The following is a 20,408-nucleotide window of genomic DNA, read 5'->3' as shown; positions in this document are numbered from 1 at the left end:
TTAGATATTAGGTATATAATAAGGGAGAAGGGAGAGATACCTATTGCATGAAGTGGTTTTACAAGCATACCAACTACCATTACTTAATGAAGTCGGCTATTTAGAAGATGAAAATGGGGAGTTCATTCATCCAAAGCGATTACTAGAAGATTTACATGTCTTTATATTTGTTGAATCTGGTACAATCGAAGTCGTTGAAGAACATATTCATTATGTATTGAAAGCAGGGGACTACCTCTTTTTACATAAAGGCATTAAACACTGGGGAACCACCAGATATCAACCACACACACGGTGGTATTATATCCATTTTTTCACACCAGATCCCATCATCAAACCACACGATGAATATCAATCATCCATTGCACCATCAATTATCCCGAAAGAATTATATGATAAGCAGATTACACTATCAAAGTCGGGGCATGTTGAGCAAATCATTGACATGATGACACGCTTGAACCAAGTGATCAAGAAACAAGATGAAGGACCATTGGCCCAATCTGTTGAGAGTTATCAAATGTTTTTATTTCTATACAACCAAGCTAAAAAAGCCCGTAGAAAACCAAGGCATCAGCAGATTGTTGATGACATCATCGATTTACTTCAGAAAAAGCAACAAAAATGTTCAAGTCAAGAGATCGCTAACTCCATTCATTTAGATTATGCTTATATTTCGACTATTTTTAAAAAAGTAACAGGTAAAACGATCCGGCAATTTCAAAACGAAGTCATGATTGAAAGAGCCATTACAACATTTACCTATTCTAATGCCAATATTACAGAAGTAAGTGACCAATTAGGCTTTCCTAACCCTTATTATTTTAGTCGTGTCTTCAAACAGGTGACAGGTATCAGTCCATCACAGTATATAAAACAACGCTATCAACAATAGGATCAATAAGCTTCTGCTTCATCAATGGAGGATTTTCGAAATGTTTTTCAACATAATAAATAAGAGGACCCGTCTATGGATCCTCCTTTACTAATTAGTAAGCGCCGTAACCCCAAGATGCCCCAATAATGATCAATAAGATGAATAAAACAACAATTAACGCAAAACCTGATCCATATCCATATCCTGCACCCATCTTGAACCCTCCTTTTCATCTCGAGTCAATTATAGAATATGTTACTTCATGAAAAACGGGAGGGTTTAACTAAAAAATGGGTAAATGTCTTCTATCGTCTAAACATAATCCTTTACACTGTAATAATGACCATTGTTAATTTCAGTTGGTTCAATCAATATATTAACGAACACTTGGGCAACAAAGGCTGCATCACGTAACTTGTTTTGCTTTTTATACTGCTTAAATTGTTCAACTTCTTGAAAGGCTTCTTGACCAACAGCACGTATATCTTGTTGCATCTCAGTGTCCATAATACTTGGATCAAATAAAATAATTTTATTTGATGTTCCGAGTTGATTTTCTTCAAGTGCCACGGTCTGGGTATAACGATTCAAGCCAGCTTTAGAAGCCCCATAAGCACTCCAACCATAAGTAGAGCGATCGGCAGCTCCAGAAGAAATATTAGCTACTATCGTTTCCATACCCGATTGTTTCGCTTTCTTTAAGACGAAAGAAGTTGTTAACATCGGGGCAATTAAATTGGTTTGCATATGCGCTTGAATGGCCTCAATTGTATGATTAGCAACGGTATCAATAGGATTGACGGTTGCAGCGTTATTAATAAGATACACACGTGTTGTGTCTTTTTTAAAAATCTGATCGTTCACCTTTTCAAATGTTCGATCAAGTTGATCAACATCAGCAATATCACAGGAAAAATGCTGGTAGGTGACCTTGGATTGATCAGCTAATTGGCTTAAAACCTTATTCTCGTGTCTAGCAATACCAATGACATTTATATCGTTTTTTAGTAATAGCTCTGCAATTGCTGCTCCCAGTCCTTTTGATGTTCCAGTTACAATCGCATACTTCATGATACCTAACCTCCAATTATTTATCTTATTTACTCAACTTTCTCATCTAAATTTTTAGGTTCAGCATATCTCACCTGCGCGTCTAAATCGAAAGTTTTATAATCAATCGAAAATCTTATTCTAATCGTGTCACATCTTCTTCGCTCTATTTCGTGTGTTTGGGCTTACGCATTTAGTATGAACCCCCATTCTAAGTGGAGATAAGCAAGAGGTGAGACTTCTGCGGGAATAGGATGAGCTGAAGATCCACTTGAGGTGTGATCTTTGCGACTCAAGTTAGCTGAAGCCATCCCCGCGAAAAGCGAATCCCTTGCTTTTCGGAACAAAATAACGTGCTAAATGTAATGGGAAGGTCGCATGCGGTGCATCCATACAAAAGTAAAGTCAACAAGCCTATTGAATACCGCGTCTATTGAACACGATCAAGGTTGAATAACTATTTTCAGTGTGCGAAAGTTGAGTTATTATTATAGACGAAATAAATTGGAAATTAAAATAACAATTGATAACGGTTATAATTTTGCCAGCTTAATCGCTTTTGTAAATACTCGAATAATATCGTCAATGGATTCGATACCGACTGAGATACGCACAAGTCCTTCTGTAATTCCTAATTGTTCTTGGGCCTCGGGTGATAAAGCTCGATGTGACGTTGTACGCGGATAAGAAACACTTGTTTCTACCCCTGCTAAAGTTGGCACAATTTTGACCCAATCAAGTCCTTTAAAAAAGGTTTCTGTATGACAAAAGCCGGTTAAATCAATGGTAACAATAGCACCATTCCCTTTTTCAGATGCGTTTGATGGATAATAAACGCATCGAACAGCAGGGTGATCTTTAAGTACATTTGCAAGGTTTTGGGCATTACGAACTTGTCGCTCCATACGAACATCCAAAGTTTTCAATCCTCGGCAGGCTAGCCAAGCTTCAAATGGGCTTAAAGTCGTCCCCAAATTTATTGCTTTTCGCTTCACTTTTTCAATTGATGACCGATCACCAACAACGACGCCAGCAGTGACATCACTATGACCACCTAAATATTTTGTCGCACTGTGAACAACAAGATCAACCCCTAAATCAAGTGGCTGGATAAGGTAAGGCGTTGCAAACGTATTATCAATCATTGTTTTTAGCTGATATTGTTTAGCGAGCTTAACGATAGCTTCGATGTCTTCAACACGCAATAGAGGATTGGTAATCGATTCAGAATAGATCAATGTTGTCTTGTTTGTAATGGCTGAAGCCATTGCTTGTTGATCAGTAAAATCAACAAAACTAACATCAATACCAAAGTCAACCAGTTCTCTAGAAAATAATTCGTATGTACCACCATATATATCTTTGGACGCAATCACATGATCTCCTGCTTTTGCAAGGGCAAGTACCCCAATTAGAATGGCAGCTAATCCAGAGGAAGCAGCAACACCAGCATCTGCATGTTCAAGCAAAGCAACAGCTGCTCCTAGCTCATCTGTATTCGGGTTTCCTACTCTAGAATATAAGTAATCCTTATCTCCTTGATAAAAGTTTTCAATATCTTCGAGATCGTTAAATTTAAAAGCCGTCGTCTGGTAAATCGGCGTAACCTTACTTTCAATCTTTTGTTTATGTTGAGTAGAAAAATGGACCGATTGTGTTGAAAAATGTTCTCCCATCTGAATATCCCTCTTTTCTTTAATTCTAACTTTAACGCAATCAAAGAGAAAAGAGCAAGGTAAATGATTAGAAAATCTTAAGTCTTTTCCGATTAAATTAATCAATTTTTGTGATAAGGATATAGGTCATTTAACCTTTTCCTTATATTTTCTAATGAGCATTGCTAAAGATAAAACCGTTGCCACCGTCAACCCTGTAATATAAGACAAGATCAGATAGGTTGAATTCATCATCTCAAAATCGTAAAAGATATTCGGTAAATTCGTCATCGCTGTTGCTAATAGGATCATACCGAGTGGTACCGTTAAGCTGTGATAGTTTTTTACCTTTAGCATATGTTGTAAGGCTATGGATAGAAAATAGAAACATGTACTCACCTTAAAAAAAATCGTAATAAACCAAATAAAAGCAACGAGTACTTCTATCCGTTCAAAAAATTCAGCGATTTGTATATTTTGACCGAGCACGTAAATAGAATAGGCATGCCTAACTGTACCATCAACACCCAACACCGCAATTGCCGCGAAGGTAACAATAATAATACAAAAACCAGCTAATCCACCACCAATAAGAAAGGCCTTCTTTGCTTGGCGAAGATCATTGACATGTGGAAGGACAACAAGCATTACAATTAATTCCATGTAGGTAAGGGCAATCACCGGTAAAACGCCAACAAAAGTTGCCGCTTGATTAAGCTGCATGACCGGCTGAACACGAATTAATTGAGCTTCCGGCCAAACGAGTAATGCAAGTAGCGTTAAACTGAGCATCGTAAAGGGGAAGAAAATTTCCGCACTTCTTACTATCACTTCAAGTCCGTAACGAACAGCGATTAAGCCAGTAAAAGTTGATATTAATGCCAATACTTGAGGGGGTGTCCCCATTAATATTTGTAACGATACAAACTGTGCGATTGACCAAATGTTAGCAAATGTCGTAAAGAAAATAAAAGAAACCATTAGCAGAATTAAGCAATAACTGATAAGCTTACCTACACGATTATCCATTATTTTAAAAAAGTTAGTATCATCCTCTTGTCCGATTAACGTCGTTAACCATAAAATAAATACCATTCCTAATAAAGTAGCAAATATCACGGTAATCCAACCATTTTCACGACCATACCTTGTTGCAATGGTTGGGATAAAGATGATCGCTGTCCCCAATGTATTCATAAAAACTAATACGGTAAATTGAATGCTACTTATCTTCTGCTCCACTATCATCACCTAATTATTATATTTGAAATTGATCAAGCCAAGCTTGTAATGGTTTTTTTAAAGGAGAAAGTAAGAAATCAACACCTTGTACATATTCCGGTATTCTCCAATCAACAATAGCTGCTAGTAAATAGATACTTGCTAAAGCAAACAACATAACAAAGACATACCGATCGCGACCTTGATAGTGTTTCCATTCATAAATCAGGATGACTATAATAAAGGTTATCAATAACAACACATGAAATAACATGTATTACTCCTCCAATCCATTCGCTTTATCAACTTCTGGATAAATTGGATCAGTAATCATACCTCCGTGACGGATGTCGACCTCTGTATCAAAACGAACCTTACAATCTTCAAAATGATCAAGCCAATCTTCCTTATAATTTGCCTCCCATTCTCTTGGATGATCTCGTCTTAATTGCTCGCCAAACCCAAAGATATCAACATGGAAGTCTTTAGCTGTTTCGATACTAGCTAACATCAATGCTTCAATCGTTTTAGCAAATCGTTGCTCGATCTCATGCAATGTATCTTGACTTTCAAAGGACACATCTGTCTCAACATCTGCAATATTGACAACCATTTTCGAGCTTATCTCAACGATAAGCTCACCATCCAATCTGGTTGATATTTTAGATTGATGTTTAGTAATTTCAAGGCTAATATCATCTGAACCTTTCCAACTAATTGACTCTATTGTATTATCGATATTATTAGTGATAAAATTAAAGCCTTTACTTTCTTCTTCATTAAGCCACCCGACTAATTGATCACCACTGAAAACACTCATATTCTCCACAAATAGGCTTGCATACGGAACCGTTGACTCCACATTCTCTATTGTTTTCCCTTTTTCCTCATCTCCAACAATGGCCAATCCAGTGATCACCGCATCTTTACCCTCTGTTATGATTGCATTTGCCAATTCATTGAGTTTAACCTCCTTACTAGGCGCCCAAAATTCTTCAGATGCCTTAATACTCGTATAAACCCGCTCAGCCGATATTTTTTCAAGCGGGGTCATAATACTTAACACTTCTTCTGCGGTTGCCTCCCTAGCAACCGCAATCATGAAGTCAGCTCTTAACTCATGATCGCGCATTAAGAAATCAAGGGTATCAACAATCCCTTCAATGGCTAACGCTTCTCCAAAGATAACGGTACGAATATGGCTGACAAATATTTTTCTAGGAGAGGTTGCCGTTAGCTTTCTAATCGCTTCAAATAATGTATCACCTTGAATCGTATAATTGGTTATAGCCGTTCGTGATGTTTTCTCCTCATTCCCTGCGACTTCAGCTGGATTTAAAACTTGCAACGTAATAATGATTTGATCATCGACTAAATCGACTCCAATTGCTGTTGCGATTGCCATATCGGACAGTTCAGTAGCACTCCAGCAACCCGTAAATATGATTAAACTTAGTAAAATGATCAATAATTTTTTCATGATCAATCCTCTTTTGGTGGTTTTGGTGGTTTAGAATCACTTCTGACTATATTCTTTTGACTAATTAAATGCGGACGGGTCATTTCTTTCCACAATGGTGCACGTATGAAGATATCTTTTTGACCAGTTAGATTAAATGGTGCTAGTGGAGATAAATAAGGAATACCAAATGATCGCAAACTCGTCATATGCAATACGAGTATAATGATACCGGTAAATATCCCATAAAGACCAAGAGAGGCCGCTAACATCATAAAACCAAAACGAAGGATTCGAACAGTAATTGCAAGATTATATGCTGGAAATACAAAACTACTTATGGCAGTCAGTGAAACGACGATAACCATCATCGCTGACACAATACCAGCTTCAACCGCAGCTTGACCGAGCACTAATGCACCAACGATTGAAATAGCAGAACCAACAGCACTTGGCAGTCTAATCCCCGCTTCACGTAGCAATTCAAAGGTGAGTTCCATGAGTAATGCTTCAATAAAGGCTGGAAAAGGGATCCCTTCTCGTTGTGCAGCTAGACTGATCAATAAAGTGGTCGGTATCATTTCTTGATGAAAGTTCGTTAAGGCAATATAGAGGGAGGGGGTTAATAATGCCAGTAAAAAAGCTAACATCCGCAAAAGTCGAAGCAATGTAGCAATATCAGTACGTTGATAATAATCTTCACTTGATTGCAAAAAATGTTCAAACAAACACGGTATTAATAATACAAATGGGGTGCCATCTACAAAGATCGCAATTTTCCCTTCTAAAAGCCCCCCTGCTATCGCATCTGGTCGTTCAGTATTATAGACAGTTGGGAAAGGCGTATACGTCTTGTCTTGAATAAGCTCTTCAATATAGCCACTTTCAAGAATGGCATCTATTTTAATGCGCTTTAGCCGCCTGTCCAACTCTTCAACCAATTTATCGTTAACCACGCCATTTAAGTAACCAATTGTAACATCGGTTTGCGTCTTCTCACCGATACAATAGGACTTCATCCACAAGTTAGGGTCTTTAATGCGCCGGCGAATTAAAGCAATATTTGTACTAATTCTTTCTGTAAACGCCTCTTTGGGTCCTCTAACTACTTCTTGACTCGTTACGGTTTCAACACCGCGACCTTCTCCACCACGTGTCCCAATCGCAAGTGCTACGCGTTGACCATCTAAAATGATGATTGAATCACCCGACAATAAAACATGGAATAATTCTGCAATCGTATGCAGTTCATTAACATTTCCTATCGACACAAGGTGTTTTTTTATCGTATCAAAACAATTAGCTTTGTAAGTTTGCTCAGCTTCTCGACTCTCTACTACCAATTCATGTAATAAGTCATGTTGAACACTTGCTTCATTAATCAATCCATTAATATAAAAAATAGCAGATTGAATAGGCTCTCTAGCACCTATGACAAATTTTCTAGTAATTAAATCGGAACTATGTCCCAGCATTTCTTTGATAATATCAATGTTTTCATCTAAATCAGAAGAAAGTGCTACATCATGGTCAGCTGATATATTTTCAATAATCGCTTGCTTTTGTTTTTTGGTTCGTCGACGCATCGCTTATCGCTCCATCCAAAAGATCGTGCTATTATCTTAAACAAATTTAAAGGAATTATGTATGTTTTTAAGTTAATCACTCAACTTTCGCACACTGAAAATAGTCATTCAACCTTGATCGTGTTCAATAGGCTTGTTGATTTTACTTCTGCATGGATGTACCCGCCCTGCGTTAAGAATGTTATTTCGTTCCGAAAAGCAGTGGATTCGCTTTTCGCGGGGATGGCTTCAGCTAACTTGAGTCGCAAAGATCACGCCTCAAGTGGATCTTCAGCTCATCCTATTCGAGACTGCTGAAAAAGTGGTATTTTTCTCCCGTAATCATAAAATAAAAAAACGGTTGTATACTATTTGACGTTGGTGAAGGGAATTCTCCATCTCATGCGTTTGTGAAATGGGGGTAGACTTTCGCTAACGTCTTTTCTATTTCTCTAAAAATAGAAATGGGTTCGATCATCCCAGTGATTCGCTTTCCGCAGGCACGGCTTCAGCTAACTCATGTGCGCACCAAACGCGCACATGAGTGGATCTTCAGCTCGTGCTATTCCTGCAGGAGTCTCATCACTTCCTGACCGAACCCGTATGAATTTACGTATAGATAGCTAAGTTAAGATCTATTGAATCGAAATCAGCCCAAAATGCACCTAACCAAACAAACATTCAAGCAGCATAATCCGACTTGAATATTTGTGAAATGCATCTATAAAATTGCCGGGAAAAATTTTGATCAACGTCATTTGACAAGGAATCTATTTTTCTTTTCTATCTGCAATAAAAAAACGCCTTTTACAGGCGCTTTCTTTTAACGGCTCTTCACGAGTAAATTCACCGCTTCTTCTATATAAGCTTTAGGATCCTCTCCGTCACGTTCCTCTGCATGCAATACACACTCCACTAGATTGGAACTAACCACTAAACCCATCGTCCGATCCATTGCTGTGCGGACCGCAGACATTTGGGTAACGACATCTTTGCAATCTTTTCCCTCTTCCATCATTCGGACAATGCCCCTAACTTGTCCCTCGATACGTTTCATTCTATTTCTGACTTGCGGACTGTATTCCATGTCTATTCCTCCTAACCATAAAGTGATAACGTTAACTTACACCCATCTTGTGTACCATTTGTTGCACCCACATGGCTTATCAAGCATGGCATACCCTAATACTTTATGACCATGTCGTTGTAGCAAACGAATCCCTATATTTCTTTCGACTTTATTAGATGCAATGACACAAATATCTATATGAGGCAATTGACCGTGATGCCGTTTAATATAGGCAATCGGTAAAGAGATTGTTCCAGCAATGGTTTCTTTAGCTGCATCATTGTAATCACGAAGATCAATTTTAATCATATGTTCAGGTAAAGATTGAGCATTTAAACATTTGATACCCCTTACTGGGACATAGCGCATATAAAAGAAATAGCTGATCAATAGGACAAGAAATAAGACAGACCCCATTACCATGTACTGAACCTCCAATGCATAACATTTTCATTTCACCCATTATATACCCCAGATCGTATTCAGTCAACGCAAAGGCTATCATTAACCATGTGACTATTATTCTATATTAAAACGAACCTTCAATCCGTGGGTGTTTTCGTTTTCCCCAACTGATGGAACACAAGCTAACGTCTTCGCGTCGTGCGAAAACGCTTGTGTGACCAACATCCTGTTGGCCCGAGTGAATCCAAACATTAACGTCCGGTATCACCCACCTAAATCAATTTGCTCTACTCTCTATTTTGAGTGAGGTGTTTTACGGACGGTTATCTGTGATAAAGTAAGACACCCTTATCTCGTCTTTTGTAAATATAGCGCTCTTTATCCCTCGTTAAGGCTCGTTAAAAAATCAACTAACGTCAATAATCCACGATCAAAGTTTGCTAATGGAAAGCTTTCATTAGGTGAATGTAAGCGGTCATCTGGCGTACCAAAGCCTAATAAAACGATCGGTATATTAAAAATATCGTCTATCCATTCGACAACAGGAATGGACCCACCCATTCGTACAAATACGGGCTCTTTGTCGAAAGTCTTACCATAGCTCAGTGCTGCTTGTTTAATTAATGAATGATTGGGATCAACTTTATAAGCTTTTGCCGATAAAGGCTCACGTTTAATTGAAACCCGCACACCTGATGGTAAATTTTTTTCAATATGATCAATTAATAAATCTTGTATGGTGGTCGGATCTTGCCCCGGCACTAATCGACAAGTCAACTTCGCCGTTGCATACGAAGGAATAATCGTTTTTGTACCTTCTCCCTGATATCCCCCATAAACACCGTTTATTTCCAAAGTCGGGCGTGCCATTGTATGCTCAATTGCACTATAGCCTAATTCAGATGTTGTAGACGGTGAACCGGTTGTTTTTACATAATCTTCTGCGGGAACTTCTGCGATCAATTGACGCTCTTCGTCTGTTAAAGGGTCTACATCATCATAAAAATGGGCGACCTGAACCACCTCATCCTGATCCTTCATCGAACTCAATAGATGCGCCATTGCCATAACCGGGTTGCGAACTGCGCCCCCATACAAGCCAGAATGGAGATCATTATCAGGACCATGGATGGTAAATTCTAAACCTGTAAAGCCCTTCAAACCATATAAAATAGTTGGTTGGTCATTATCGACCATACCAGAATCAGAAATAATGGCAAAATCAGCACTAAATTGCTGTTTTTTTGTTTGTAAAATATCATATAAATGCTCGCTGCCAATTTCCTCTTCGCCTTCTATACATACCTTTACATTTACAGGCAACTTCCCTTCTGTCTTCAGAAAGGCTTCAAAGACAGCTAAATGCATAAAGACTTGACCTTTATCATCACTTGCACCTCTTGCATAAAGGCGCCCATTTCTTACTTCTGGCTCAAATGGTGCGGACTCCCATAATTCCAGCGGATCAGCCGGCTGAACATCATAATGACCATAAACAAGCATGGTTGGTGCTTCCTTACCGGCACCTAACCATTCACCATAAACTAATGGGTGCCCCTCAGTCTCTTGAATTTCAACTTGGTCAAATCCACTATTTACCAAGTGTTGATAGACAAATTGAGCTGCTCTATCAACATCTCCTTTATGCTCAGGATCCGTACTTACACTTGGTATTTTTAAAAAAGATTCTAGCTCTTGTAATTGTTGCTTTCTATGTTGTTGTAAATATTCAATAACACGAGTTGTCAACAATTTCAACCTCCTTTATCTATTCTGAAAAAACGTTAGGCCAACTTGATTTTTTAGCTAACATTGTCTCTGCTATCATTTTTGCTCCCGATAAACTGTGATTAGCTGCCCAACCACATTGTACTTCATTGCATGCAGGGACTTCAGTTGCTTCTAATACATCATTTAATGTTTTATCTAGTGCTACTTGAATCGCTTCAAATGAATCATTATTCAAAACACTTAGATAAAACCCTGTTTGACATCCCATGGGTCCAATATCAAGCACGTGATCAAGGTGATTTCTGATAAGTTCTGCCATTAAATGCTCTAATGAATGGAGACCATCCATCTCCATATGTTCTTGATTAGGCTGGCAAAAACGAATATCATATTTATAGACTTTATCTCCATTGGCACCTGTCGTTACACCAACCAATCTAATGTAAGGTGCCACTACTTTAGTATGATCTAAATTAAAACTTTCGACATTCATTTTTTTCATTTTAAAAACTCCCTTCCTAACATTCTTTTCTAATTAATAAGATACCATAAACCGTTAATCAATCCAATTTAAAAGAGTCCCACTAGGCCTTGGATATATTTGATCAAAAAAAAGCAGCGAACATTAATTGCTCACTGCTTTAGGACTAGCGATTTCGTGAACGATCTCTTGTAGGGAAGATACGTTCAATCATCTCACCAAATTGATCGAAAAACCCTTCTATCGGTTCGCCACGATCAACGTCATTCATATAATTTGAAGTTAAATCAACAAAATCAGGATTTGAGGAAACAAATACTTGATCGATTTGATTGTCTGCATCTTTTACAGCTTCAGTTACTTTGCGCTCAATTCGATCTGATAAATCATCATTATCTCCATTACCTTGATTATTATCTAATTGGCATGCAACATAAGCGGTGTTCCCCATTGTTAGAACATTAGCACGGTCAATTTCATTAACTTCTGATGTCACTTGTTCAGCGATATCTTCTGCAACTTGATATTGTCCTTGATTTCCTTGCTGATCATATAAGCCTTCTCTTGGAACTTGATCTGTAGGTGTTCGACCATCTAGTGGAGCTTGTTGATTTTGATCAAGTCCTCCTCGCCCTGTTGTCCCAGGGTGTTGATAAGTGCCATCGTAAGTTGTATTTTGACGTTGCATTTGATTGGGTTGATTTCGGACAGGTTCAATATTATCCCAGCCTCTATCATTCGCTTGTTGGGTATTATTCGTACCGCAACCGATTAACGTCGATAATGCAACCCCTGTAATGATCATATGTTTGATGCGCATTTTAACGCCTCCTTTTTTTAAAAGTCGTTATTAATATGTGCAATCAACCCTGTGTAATGCAAAGAAATGCTAGGTAATATTGTTAAACTTCACCATGCGTCGAATCATCAAATTCGGATACAATAAGAGGTGTCCCAACTTGTTCTGTAAAAGGAGCGAAACCAATGGGCACACTAGACTACGACAAAGCACTTTACTACACCATGTGGCAACAATGGGATGATCTTTTAGTGATTATGGTGCGAACAAAAGATGATCTATTATCGAAAAAAATCGAAGCCTTTCTTCATGCTTTCCGATTTGAAAAAAATACGAAAACGATCATTCAGTTGCATGAAAACTTGCTTCACTATTTAGATCATGCCATGGAAAATCAAGCTTTTGCCAATTAACTTTTTTAAAAAAACTAAGGCTTTTCACCCATATGTTATGGAGAAAGCCTTAGTTTTTATTATTATCTTTTTTATTCTTGTAATGATGCCGCGGATTGCCCAGCAATACGTCCAAACGTAATAATGTCAGCAACAGCATTACCACCTAGTCGATTGGCACCATGGAGTCCTCCTGTTACTTCACCGGCTGCATATAATCCGGTAATTGGTTGATCTGATTCATTTAGTACTTGCCCTTCATTATTAACTGTTAATCCTCCCATTGTATGATGGACAGACGGAACAACTGGTAGAGCATACCAAGGTCCTTCTGTTAATGGCTCTTCTAAGTTTTCTCTCTCAAATTGCTGATCTTCACCAGCATCAACAGCATCAGCATATTGCGTAAACGTTGCTTGTAACACTTCTTCATCTACTTCCATCGCTTGAGCTAATTCAGCTATTGTTTCACCACTGACTGCATAACCATCTTCAATGTAATTGCTAAATGAAGCATTTTTGTCTTTCATTACTTCATTACCCACTAAAAATGCGATGCTATCTTCTTGTTCAATAATCGCTTGTGATACAACATCTCTTGTCGTCAATTCATTAACAAATCTTTCACCATCTAAGTTAATTAAAATACCGCCATCACCACGAACCGCTTCGGTAAACATATATCCCGTTTCTGGATCTGTTGTCGGGTGTGCCTGGATTTCGACGATGTCAGTATAAGCTGCACCTACAGCTTCAGCCATCAAAAGACCATCGCCCGTTGCACCTGAATGGTTTGTTGTCGAATAGCCTTCCATATCATCGCGATATTCTGTCACTAAATCACTATTTGAACTAAAGCCACCTGTTGCCAAAACGACAGATTCAGCTTCAACAGTAAATTGATGACCAGTGTTATCGACTGCTGTTACTCCAACAACCGCTCCATCTTCTTCAATTAACGTTTCTACCGTTGTATTTAACATAATATCAACATCCAACTCAGCTAATCGCTCTGATAATACGTCAACAACAACAGGTCCTACTGGTGATCCATCAGCGGGACGGTGTGTACGCGCAATAGATTGACCGCCAAAAATAACAACATCTGTCAATCCTGCTCCCATATCATTTAACCAATCGATTGACTCGGCAGCATGATCAACCAATGTTTGCACCAATTCTGGGTCGTTAATCTCTCCACCACCAGTTATTGTATCTTCATAAAATGAGTCGGTAGAATCTTCAATTCCTAATTGCTCTTGAACGCTTGTTTCAGCAGCATTCATACCACCCGTGGCACGATTTGTATTCCCACCTATGATCGGCATTTTCTCTAAAATAACCACTGATTTCCCTGCTTCACTAGCTTCAACTGCCGCTGCCATACCAGCACCACCAGAACCAACAACAACAACATCAACCGAAAAATCATCAACTTGTACTGCGTCTACAGTTAATTTATTATCTGGGTCAAGTAATGCATCAATATCAGCATCGGCTTCCTTCATCGCATTCGTGACCGCTTCAATAATAGCTTCACTAGATTCACTAGCACCAGACACGACATCCACTGCCAAACTTTGTGAGTTTAACATGTCATTAACCAATTGATTGATCGCACCATCTCCAATGCTACCTGTTTCACCATCAGCAGATATGTCGATAGACTCAATCTTATCTTCAGTTAATGTGACAACCGCAACAACCTCTCCACCATGTCCAGTTGACACACCTTCATATGTACCAGGTGTAAAACGATTTGCATCTGATTGGGCCTCTTCACTACACGCCGCTAGCAACATAACAGCTGCCATCACTAATAATAAAACATACTTCTTCATAAAAAACTCCCCCAATATAACTTTTTGCTAAAGTTAACCTTGCTCGTATATATGTGATTTAATGAGCAATACTCCAACTCTTATAATTATAATTGGTAGGGACCAAAAAGCAATGGACTTTTTGTGAATTTTTTCACTATTTTATATAATGAACGTCAAAATAGGAGGGGCGTTCTTCTCCTGCTAATTTAACGTTAAGTGAATCAAAACATTAGCGTCCGTCAGCCTCCTAAATAGATATAACTTCTGCTCTCAATGTTTTCAATATTGAGGCGATGCTTTACGGACGGTTATCTGTATATTTCTTAATCTTCAACTAAGCTGGATGAAATGATATGGTGAAAAGCATCAACCGGTATCGCTAAACCCACACGACCGTACTGTTCATCATTTAGTGTCGCATAAATCATTCCAATCACTTCCCCATCTTGATTAATGACCGGGCTTCCACTATTACCACGATAAACAGGTGCATCAATCATCATCACCTCAGTTGCTAAGCTCATTTGTTCAATAAATCCTGTAATCATACCTTGATTAGCAATACCGTTAAATCGTAACGGGTTACCAATAAAATAGACTTCTGTTTGCTCTATTCCCTCAGTATTTTCTGCTAAGTCTAAAAAAGGCAGATCATCTTCTGCAACCTTTAACAAAGCTAAATCAAGCGCTTCATCTACCTGAACCACTTCTGCTTGATATAGCCCTTGCTCTGGAAAAGACACGGTGACATAACTTTCTTGAGCAACAACGTGTTCGTTGGTCAAAATATACCCATCGTTCGTAATTGAAAATCCTGTCCCCTTGCTATTAGATGTTTCAATGACCACAATTGATTCTTTATACAATTGTATGTCTTCATTCACAGATAACTCAGCCGATGTCGATAAAAACTCTAAAGCTGGGATTGAAAATGTTCTAGGTATTAATGCAATCACATTTAATATTAATGTAAAGGCAACTAGCCAAATGAGCCAGCGTGGAAAAGAAGACTGAGCTGGTTTCTCTTCTTCCTTTTGTTTACTTCTCTGTTCTTCTTCAAGCAATTCCAACATTGTGTCAGGATCCAAATCTTCATATAAATCTTGATCAATTAATTCTGAATCATGATTATTCTTTTTTTGATCCATACCTTTCACCTCAATCGATTGCATATCCTTCTTTCATTCTAACAAAGCAAGGTATGACCTTACAGTGTTGTTGCCTAAGAAATATGTTTGTTACCTGTAATTCAGTGTTTCAAAAACAATTAAGTCAATTAGGTTGACAATAAATTTGTCGCTAAATATAATATAAAGAAGATGGGTAGCCTTAACCACTATTCGTAGAATAAGGGTGACGGAAATCCAACCATAATAAAAAACAAGGTTGCTTTTGTAATCACTTTTTTATAGTGCGTACCAAAGAGACCAACGTTGATGTTTTCATCTTCGTTGGTCTCTTTTTTTATCGTTAGTAAACGCTATCGTTTTGGTGAATATAGGGCAAGCTAAGTATAAGAAAAGTTGCAAAGCAGTGAAAGCGAGGAAGTTAAAATTTTTAAGTACTAAGTATAAGCAAAACTGGACATTCGCTAAAACACAAATGAATGTGAGTTCTTCTTGTACTTAAATTGGGGGAGAGGTTCTAATGAATCGTTGGTTAGTCGTTTTAGGAGCAATTATCGTACAAGTAAATATAGGTGCAGTCTATGCATGGAGTTTGTTTAATCAACCCCTGGCCGAAACATTTGGTTGGGCGCGTGAAGATGTCGTTATTACGTTTTCAATAACGATTGCTGTCTCAGCATTTACCACTATTTTCGCTGGCAAACTTCAAGATAAGATTGGACCTCGCTGGGTAGCAACAGCAGGGGGGTTTTTATTAGCAGCAGGGTTACTGTTAACCAGTCAAGCGACGACGTTAATTGAAATATATTTATCCTATGGTGTGCTTGCAGGTGCTGGAATTGGTATGGTTTATGTTTGTCCACTATCTGCATGTGTTAAGTGGTTCCCAGATAAACGAGGTCTGATTAGTGGGATTGCTGTTGGTGGATTTGGTTTAGGCGGTTTAATTTTCCAACCTGTTATTCGGTTCTTCATTACCAATTATGGGGTCTCAGATACATTCTTATACTTGGCTATCATTTATTTCATATTGGTTATCATTGGCGCACAATTACTACGTAATCCACCGAGTGAAAAGGCAAATGATGCACTGGCGTCTAATAACCAAGTCAAGCGTAATGAAGCAAAACAATTTTCAACCAAAGAGATGTTACGCACTTACCCGTTTTATTTATTTTGGTTTATGTTTTTATTTGGTAGTATGGCAGGGTTAATGGTGATTAGCTTTGCCGTTGATATTGGTGTAGACGTTTTTCAACTCGATGTGGCTAAAGCAGCCAATGCCGTAATGGTGATCGCACTTTTTAATGCAAGCGGGCGAATTGTCCTTGGTAACCTTTCAGATCACATTGGACGAATTAATACGCTTAGACTTATTTATATCCTTACTGCTGCAACGTTAATTTACATGAGTGTTGGCATATTAAATTATCCGATGTTTCTCATTACAACCTCATTAATGGGTTTTTGTTTTGGTGGATACTTGGCTGTCTACCCTTCAGTCACAGCAGATTATTATGGAACGAAAAATATGGGGATTAATTATGGCTTTATGTATCAAGCTTATGGTATATCCTCATTTGCAGGAACCTTTATTCTTAGTTTCTTTCCTTTTTCGCAAGCATTTATTGTGGCTGGGGTTTTATGTATAGTCGCCCTTGTGATGTCAACGTTCATTGTGACACCAGAGAAACATAGACGCGTGAATTTTTCCGTCAAACAAGTTGACGAAGTATAAACGCACCTTCACTCAGTAGGTGGCGTGCTACATGATGTAGGGCATGTTGCCGTGGGCCTACAGGATGTAGGTCATGCAGACGTTGCCACAGGACGTGGTAGTCTTAGTCTGTAATCCTTCTAAAGGATGTGGCGGTTTTAGTCTACCACCTTATCCGCCCGCTGATTGTTAGTTCAGTGAATCAGGGTATTAGCCACCGTTAATGCCCAGCTAAATAGATCATCAGCTCTATCCTCTATGTTGTGACAGACGTTTTGCGGACGGTTAATTTGTGATAAATTAACCGTTTCTTACGGGGCTTCTTAAAAGGTGTGCAATGAACCCCAAAGTTGACAGGCTTTGATATTATCGCTAAAATTCTTAACATATCTGTTTAGGTTCTTTTTTATTGTGATACGATAAGCGTATGAACCTAAGCTCACTGCTGTAAATGTTAGGAGTATGATGATGAGCAAATCCAAAGGTTTTATCGAAGCAGAAATTAGTAAAGCACTGACAAGTTGGGAAAAAGAATATCTAGGTCGAGGTTCCGTTTCTGTAAAGACAAATATTTTAAATGATATGATTATTGTCACATTACAAGGCGTTTTAACACCTGCTGAATACGCCGTTTGTCAAACAAAAGAAGGAAGATATTCAATTAAAAAATTACGCTCTGACTTAGTGGAATCTGGTTATGATTTGCTTAAGAAGCTAATACTGGAAATCACAGGAGAAACAGTGATTAGTTTTCATACCGATATAAGTACGCGCACAGGAGAGCGTATTATCGTTTTTAAACTTCCATTAAATTACGAAGAAACCTTAGTTAGTAAGCAAAAATAAAACGAATCTGCAATCAGTCGACGTTTTTATTCTTTTCCCGCTGATTGGTCGTGGAGTGAACTAGCCCATCGCCCGTTAACTCCCCTTACACAAATCAACTTTACTATCAATGTTGTGGTGGTGATTTATCATTCTCTGTCAAATGTGGTGGTGTAATGTTCATTCCACCATTCATCTTTGTTAAAAGCTCTTTTTCCATAAAGTAGTGCTATTGCTAAGCCGCAGAGGGAAATATACTCGCTTTCCGCGGACGAACGCCCAAGCCTCCTCGCAAAGACCGCTGTGGGGTCTCGGTCGCCCGTTTTTCCGCAGGAGTCTCGCATATTTCCTCTGCTATGTGCTATTTCAAACTAGAGCCTTTTTAACCTCTGATAAGCAAATAATCGAAGGAGACGGTTCGTTGGCATCCCTACCAAGCGAGCTGCAGTACGAAAAGAATGGAAGGCCATGTATGTTAATGCTGTTGTTTTCAAAGCATTTGTACAACGTTGATAATAATCCGCCATTTGTAATCGTTCATAAAAAGGACGACTACAATTAGGACACAAATATCTTCGCTTTTTTAATGATATCTTCACATCTTTATTAGAAAGTACTGGACCTTGAATCTCCTGTCTTCTATAACTATGCACTCGGTTTGTTTTCTCCTTACAGAAAGAACACAGTATAGAGCCTGATTTATGGACGACTACCTCTGATAAGTCTATTAGAAAAGTAACGCCTTCGCTCATAACGAGCGAAGGCGTTACTTTTCTATACTTAATTCTTCGAAACTTAATGGCCCTCAACCATTGGTAACATGTTAGCAATGATTTTAGAGAACGATGAGGGCATATTGCGGTTCATTTAACAGATGGAGTGGTTTAACGTTGCTTGGCAATAGAGTAAATCGTTGAAATCACTTGGTCTGTTGCATCTTGTCGTTGATATTGTTCCATGTTCTCTTTCAGCTTTGGTGCAGCTTGCTTTAACTTATCTAACGATTGAATTAATGCATCTGGATGTAGTTGTTCTTCTTCCAATACGTGAGCATAACCTTGCGTAGCAAACGCCTCTGCATTTAAGATTTGATCCCCACGACTAGCTTGTCGAGACAATGGAATGAGTAGCATCGGTTTCTTTAATGCTAAAAATTCAAAAATTGAATTAGCTCCGGCTCGGGAGATAACTAAATCCGTTGCAGCAAGTACATCTGGGAGCTGTTCGTTAATATATTCAAACTGTTTATAACTCGGAATGTTTAATGCCGGATCTACATTATTTTTCCCACAAATATGTATAATTTGATAGGTCTTAGTTAATTGCTTTACTTTTGCACGAACCGCCTCATTTATCCGTTTAGCACCGGCACTTCCCCCCATAATAAGTAGAACTGGCTTACTTGTCACTAAATCAGCAAACAAAACGCCTTTTTTCTTATCACCTTCAAAGAGTTCGGGACGTACAACCGCTCCGATCCAAGTTGATTTCTTTTCGGGTAGATGCTCGATGGTCTCTGGAAATGTAGATAAAATTTTCTTCGCAAAAGGCATGGCCAGTTTATTAGCTAGACCAGGCGTAATATCGGATTCATGAATAATAGCAGGTATGCCTCTTAATCGTGAAGCAATCAAGACAGGCACAGATACGAATCCGCCTTTTGAAAATATCACATTCGGCTTTGTTTTGCCTAAAATAGAGAATGACTGGCCTATCCCTTTCATGACTTTAAACGGATCCTTCAGATTCTCCAATGACATATATCTTCGCAATTTCCCTGTAGAGATGGGGTGATAGGTAACGGCATTAATCGGTTCTATTAGCTCTCGTTCAATTCCGTTTTTCGAACCAATATAGTCAATTTTCCACCCTTGTTCCTTTAGTATTGGTATAATGGCAAGGTTAACCATCACATGACCTGCTGTACCTCCACCGGTTAACACAATTTGTTTATTCTTCATTTTATTCAGACCTCTTTCATTTCCTATCTTTTCTATAAATATGATTTTAGCATACTTCTCAATCAAACAGATAGTAGCTATGATTAGAAAGATTGATCAACTTCTATTAATTGATCTTTTGATGCAAAAATACCAATAAAACGAACCTTCAATCCGTAGGCGGAGGACTACAGGACGTAGGTCATGTAGATGTTGCCACAGGACATGGCGGTTTTAGTCTAAGTGGAGATAAGCAAGGGGGGAGACTTCTG

At 38.5% G+C, this 20,408-nt stretch carries 20 protein-coding genes; 4 read left to right on the top strand and 16 right to left on the bottom strand.

From position 1 onward, the window contains the following. Positions 1–52: 52 nt before the first annotated feature. Positions 53–895, top strand: a complete 843-nt coding sequence (locus JOE23_RS01570) for a helix-turn-helix domain-containing protein (RefSeq protein ID WP_338021882.1) — start codon at positions 53–55, stop codon at positions 893–895. A gap of 94 nt (positions 896–989) precedes the next feature. Here the strand turns inward: JOE23_RS01570 and JOE23_RS01565 are convergent, their stop codons facing one another. The 12 genes from JOE23_RS01565 to JOE23_RS01510 form a co-directional block, all read right to left on the bottom strand. Further along, the gene (locus JOE23_RS01565; RefSeq protein WP_017470709.1) at positions 990–1,091 is read right to left on the bottom strand and encodes a YjcZ family sporulation protein; all 102 of its coding nucleotides are present in this window, start codon (positions 1,089–1,091) and stop codon (positions 990–992) included. A gap of 98 nt (positions 1,092–1,189) precedes the next feature. Further along, positions 1,190–1,948, bottom strand: a complete 759-nt coding sequence (locus JOE23_RS01560) for a (S)-benzoin forming benzil reductase (protein ID WP_204435535.1) — start codon at positions 1,946–1,948, stop codon at positions 1,190–1,192. A 512-nt stretch (positions 1,949–2,460) separates the two neighbouring features. Continuing rightward, positions 2,461–3,603, bottom strand: a complete 1,143-nt coding sequence (locus tag JOE23_RS01555) for a trans-sulfuration enzyme family protein (RefSeq protein WP_204435534.1) — start codon at positions 3,601–3,603, stop codon at positions 2,461–2,463. 126 nt (positions 3,604–3,729) lie between these two features. Next, complete coding sequence (locus JOE23_RS01550) at positions 3,730–4,824, bottom strand: endospore germination permease (RefSeq protein ID WP_204435533.1); 1,095 nt, start codon at positions 4,822–4,824, stop codon at positions 3,730–3,732. A gap of 16 nt (positions 4,825–4,840) precedes the next feature. Then, positions 4,841–5,077, bottom strand: coding sequence for a hypothetical protein (locus JOE23_RS01545; RefSeq protein WP_204435532.1), 237 nt, complete (start codon positions 5,075–5,077; stop codon positions 4,841–4,843). Between the two features lie 3 nt (positions 5,078–5,080). Then, positions 5,081–6,283 (bottom strand): Ger(x)C family spore germination protein, encoded by a 1,203-nt coding sequence (locus JOE23_RS01540; protein WP_204435531.1) that lies wholly within the window; start codon positions 6,281–6,283, stop codon positions 5,081–5,083. 2 nt (positions 6,284–6,285) lie between these two features. Further along, entirely contained in the window at positions 6,286–7,848 is a 1,563-nt protein-coding gene (locus tag JOE23_RS01535) for a spore germination protein (RefSeq protein WP_204435530.1), read from the bottom strand. An 802-nt stretch (positions 7,849–8,650) separates the two neighbouring features. Then, positions 8,651–8,914, bottom strand: a complete 264-nt coding sequence (locus JOE23_RS01530; protein ID WP_204435529.1) for a metal-sensitive transcriptional regulator — start codon at positions 8,912–8,914, stop codon at positions 8,651–8,653. 36 nt (positions 8,915–8,950) lie between these two features. Then, positions 8,951–9,319, bottom strand: a complete 369-nt coding sequence (locus JOE23_RS01525) for a hypothetical protein (RefSeq protein ID WP_204435528.1) — start codon at positions 9,317–9,319, stop codon at positions 8,951–8,953. Between the two features lie 360 nt (positions 9,320–9,679). Further along, positions 9,680–11,050 (bottom strand): dipeptidase, encoded by a 1,371-nt coding sequence (locus tag JOE23_RS01520; RefSeq protein ID WP_204435527.1) that lies wholly within the window; start codon positions 11,048–11,050, stop codon positions 9,680–9,682. A gap of 19 nt (positions 11,051–11,069) precedes the next feature. Then, on the bottom strand, positions 11,070–11,534 hold the full coding sequence (locus JOE23_RS01515) for an S-ribosylhomocysteine lyase (RefSeq protein WP_204435526.1): 465 nt from the start codon (positions 11,532–11,534) through the stop codon (positions 11,070–11,072). A 145-nt stretch (positions 11,535–11,679) separates the two neighbouring features. Further along, entirely contained in the window at positions 11,680–12,333 is a 654-nt protein-coding gene (locus tag JOE23_RS01510) for a YhcN/YlaJ family sporulation lipoprotein (RefSeq protein WP_239585200.1), read from the bottom strand. 164 nt (positions 12,334–12,497) lie between these two features. Here JOE23_RS01510 and JOE23_RS01505 point away from each other — a divergent pair, with 164 nt between their 5' ends. Further along, positions 12,498–12,725, top strand: a complete 228-nt coding sequence (locus JOE23_RS01505) for a YhdB family protein (RefSeq protein ID WP_204435525.1) — start codon at positions 12,498–12,500, stop codon at positions 12,723–12,725. A gap of 71 nt (positions 12,726–12,796) precedes the next feature. Here the strand turns inward: JOE23_RS01505 and JOE23_RS01500 are convergent, their stop codons facing one another. Together JOE23_RS01500 and JOE23_RS01495 are read right to left on the bottom strand one after the other, a co-directional pair. Next, the gene (locus JOE23_RS01500) at positions 12,797–14,545 is read right to left on the bottom strand and encodes a flavocytochrome c (protein ID WP_204435524.1); all 1,749 of its coding nucleotides are present in this window, start codon (positions 14,543–14,545) and stop codon (positions 12,797–12,799) included. 305 nt (positions 14,546–14,850) lie between these two features. Then, positions 14,851–15,675 carry a S1C family serine protease gene (locus tag JOE23_RS01495; protein WP_204435523.1) on the bottom strand — a complete coding sequence of 275 codons (825 nt, stop codon included), beginning with the start codon at positions 15,673–15,675 and terminating at the stop codon, positions 14,851–14,853. A 499-nt stretch (positions 15,676–16,174) separates the two neighbouring features. Between JOE23_RS01495 and JOE23_RS01490 the strand changes: the two genes are divergently transcribed. Both JOE23_RS01490 and JOE23_RS01485 read left to right on the top strand, forming a co-directional pair. Then, complete coding sequence (locus tag JOE23_RS01490; protein ID WP_204435522.1) at positions 16,175–17,392, top strand: L-lactate MFS transporter; 1,218 nt, start codon at positions 16,175–16,177, stop codon at positions 17,390–17,392. A 447-nt stretch (positions 17,393–17,839) separates the two neighbouring features. Continuing rightward, on the top strand, positions 17,840–18,217 hold the full coding sequence (locus JOE23_RS01485) for a Na-translocating system protein MpsC family protein (protein WP_204435521.1): 378 nt from the start codon (positions 17,840–17,842) through the stop codon (positions 18,215–18,217). A gap of 350 nt (positions 18,218–18,567) precedes the next feature. On the opposite strand, the gene JOE23_RS17795 is transcribed toward JOE23_RS01485, so the two are convergent. Both JOE23_RS17795 and JOE23_RS01475 read right to left on the bottom strand, forming a co-directional pair. Next, positions 18,568–18,948, bottom strand: coding sequence for a transposase family protein (locus JOE23_RS17795; protein ID WP_239585236.1), 381 nt, complete (start codon positions 18,946–18,948; stop codon positions 18,568–18,570). 132 nt (positions 18,949–19,080) lie between these two features. After that, the gene (locus JOE23_RS01475; protein WP_204435520.1) at positions 19,081–20,157 is read right to left on the bottom strand and encodes an undecaprenyldiphospho-muramoylpentapeptide beta-N-acetylglucosaminyltransferase; all 1,077 of its coding nucleotides are present in this window, start codon (positions 20,155–20,157) and stop codon (positions 19,081–19,083) included. Positions 20,158–20,408: the final 251 nt, after the last annotated feature.

Origin of the sequence: Amphibacillus cookii (assembly GCF_016908375.1) — a bacterium.
GTDB classification, from domain to species: domain Bacteria; phylum Bacillota; class Bacilli; order Bacillales; family Amphibacillaceae; genus Amphibacillus_C; species Amphibacillus_C cookii.
Note: the sequence above shows the minus strand (reverse complement) of the source record. Positions and strands in the feature narration are given on the sequence as shown.

Coding starts and splice junctions, on each gene's coding strand:
- JOE23_RS01510 (WP_239585200.1), bottom strand. CDS start 12,333: ATGCGCATCAAACATATGATCATTACAGGGGTTGCATTATCGACGTTA.
- JOE23_RS01505 (WP_204435525.1), top strand. CDS start 12,498: ATGGGCACACTAGACTACGACAAAGCACTTTACTACACCATGTGGCAA.
- JOE23_RS01490 (WP_204435522.1), top strand. CDS start 16,175: ATGAATCGTTGGTTAGTCGTTTTAGGAGCAATTATCGTACAAGTAAAT.
- JOE23_RS01535 (WP_204435530.1), bottom strand. CDS start 7,848: ATGCGTCGACGAACCAAAAAACAAAAGCAAGCGATTATTGAAAATATA.
- JOE23_RS01500 (WP_204435524.1), bottom strand. CDS start 14,545: ATGAAGAAGTATGTTTTATTATTAGTGATGGCAGCTGTTATGTTGCTA.
- JOE23_RS01545 (WP_204435532.1), bottom strand. CDS start 5,077: ATGTTATTTCATGTGTTGTTATTGATAACCTTTATTATAGTCATCCTG.
- JOE23_RS01515 (WP_204435526.1), bottom strand. CDS start 11,534: ATGAAAAAAATGAATGTCGAAAGTTTTAATTTAGATCATACTAAAGTA.
- JOE23_RS01530 (WP_204435529.1), bottom strand. CDS start 8,914: ATGGAATACAGTCCGCAAGTCAGAAATAGAATGAAACGTATCGAGGGA.
- JOE23_RS01540 (WP_204435531.1), bottom strand. CDS start 6,283: ATGAAAAAATTATTGATCATTTTACTAAGTTTAATCATATTTACGGGT.
- JOE23_RS01555 (WP_204435534.1), bottom strand. CDS start 3,603: ATGGGAGAACATTTTTCAACACAATCGGTCCATTTTTCTACTCAACAT.
- JOE23_RS17795 (WP_239585236.1), bottom strand. CDS start 18,948: ATGAGCGAAGGCGTTACTTTTCTAATAGACTTATCAGAGGTAGTCGTC.
- JOE23_RS01560 (WP_204435535.1), bottom strand. CDS start 1,948: ATGAAGTATGCGATTGTAACTGGAACATCAAAAGGACTGGGAGCAGCA.
- JOE23_RS01475 (WP_204435520.1), bottom strand. CDS start 20,157: ATGAAGAATAAACAAATTGTGTTAACCGGTGGAGGTACAGCAGGTCAT.
- JOE23_RS01495 (WP_204435523.1), bottom strand. CDS start 15,675: ATGGATCAAAAAAAGAATAATCATGATTCAGAATTAATTGATCAAGAT.
- JOE23_RS01485 (WP_204435521.1), top strand. CDS start 17,840: ATGAGCAAATCCAAAGGTTTTATCGAAGCAGAAATTAGTAAAGCACTG.
- JOE23_RS01565 (WP_017470709.1), bottom strand. CDS start 1,091: ATGGGTGCAGGATATGGATATGGATCAGGTTTTGCGTTAATTGTTGTT.
- JOE23_RS01525 (WP_204435528.1), bottom strand. CDS start 9,319: ATGGTAATGGGGTCTGTCTTATTTCTTGTCCTATTGATCAGCTATTTC.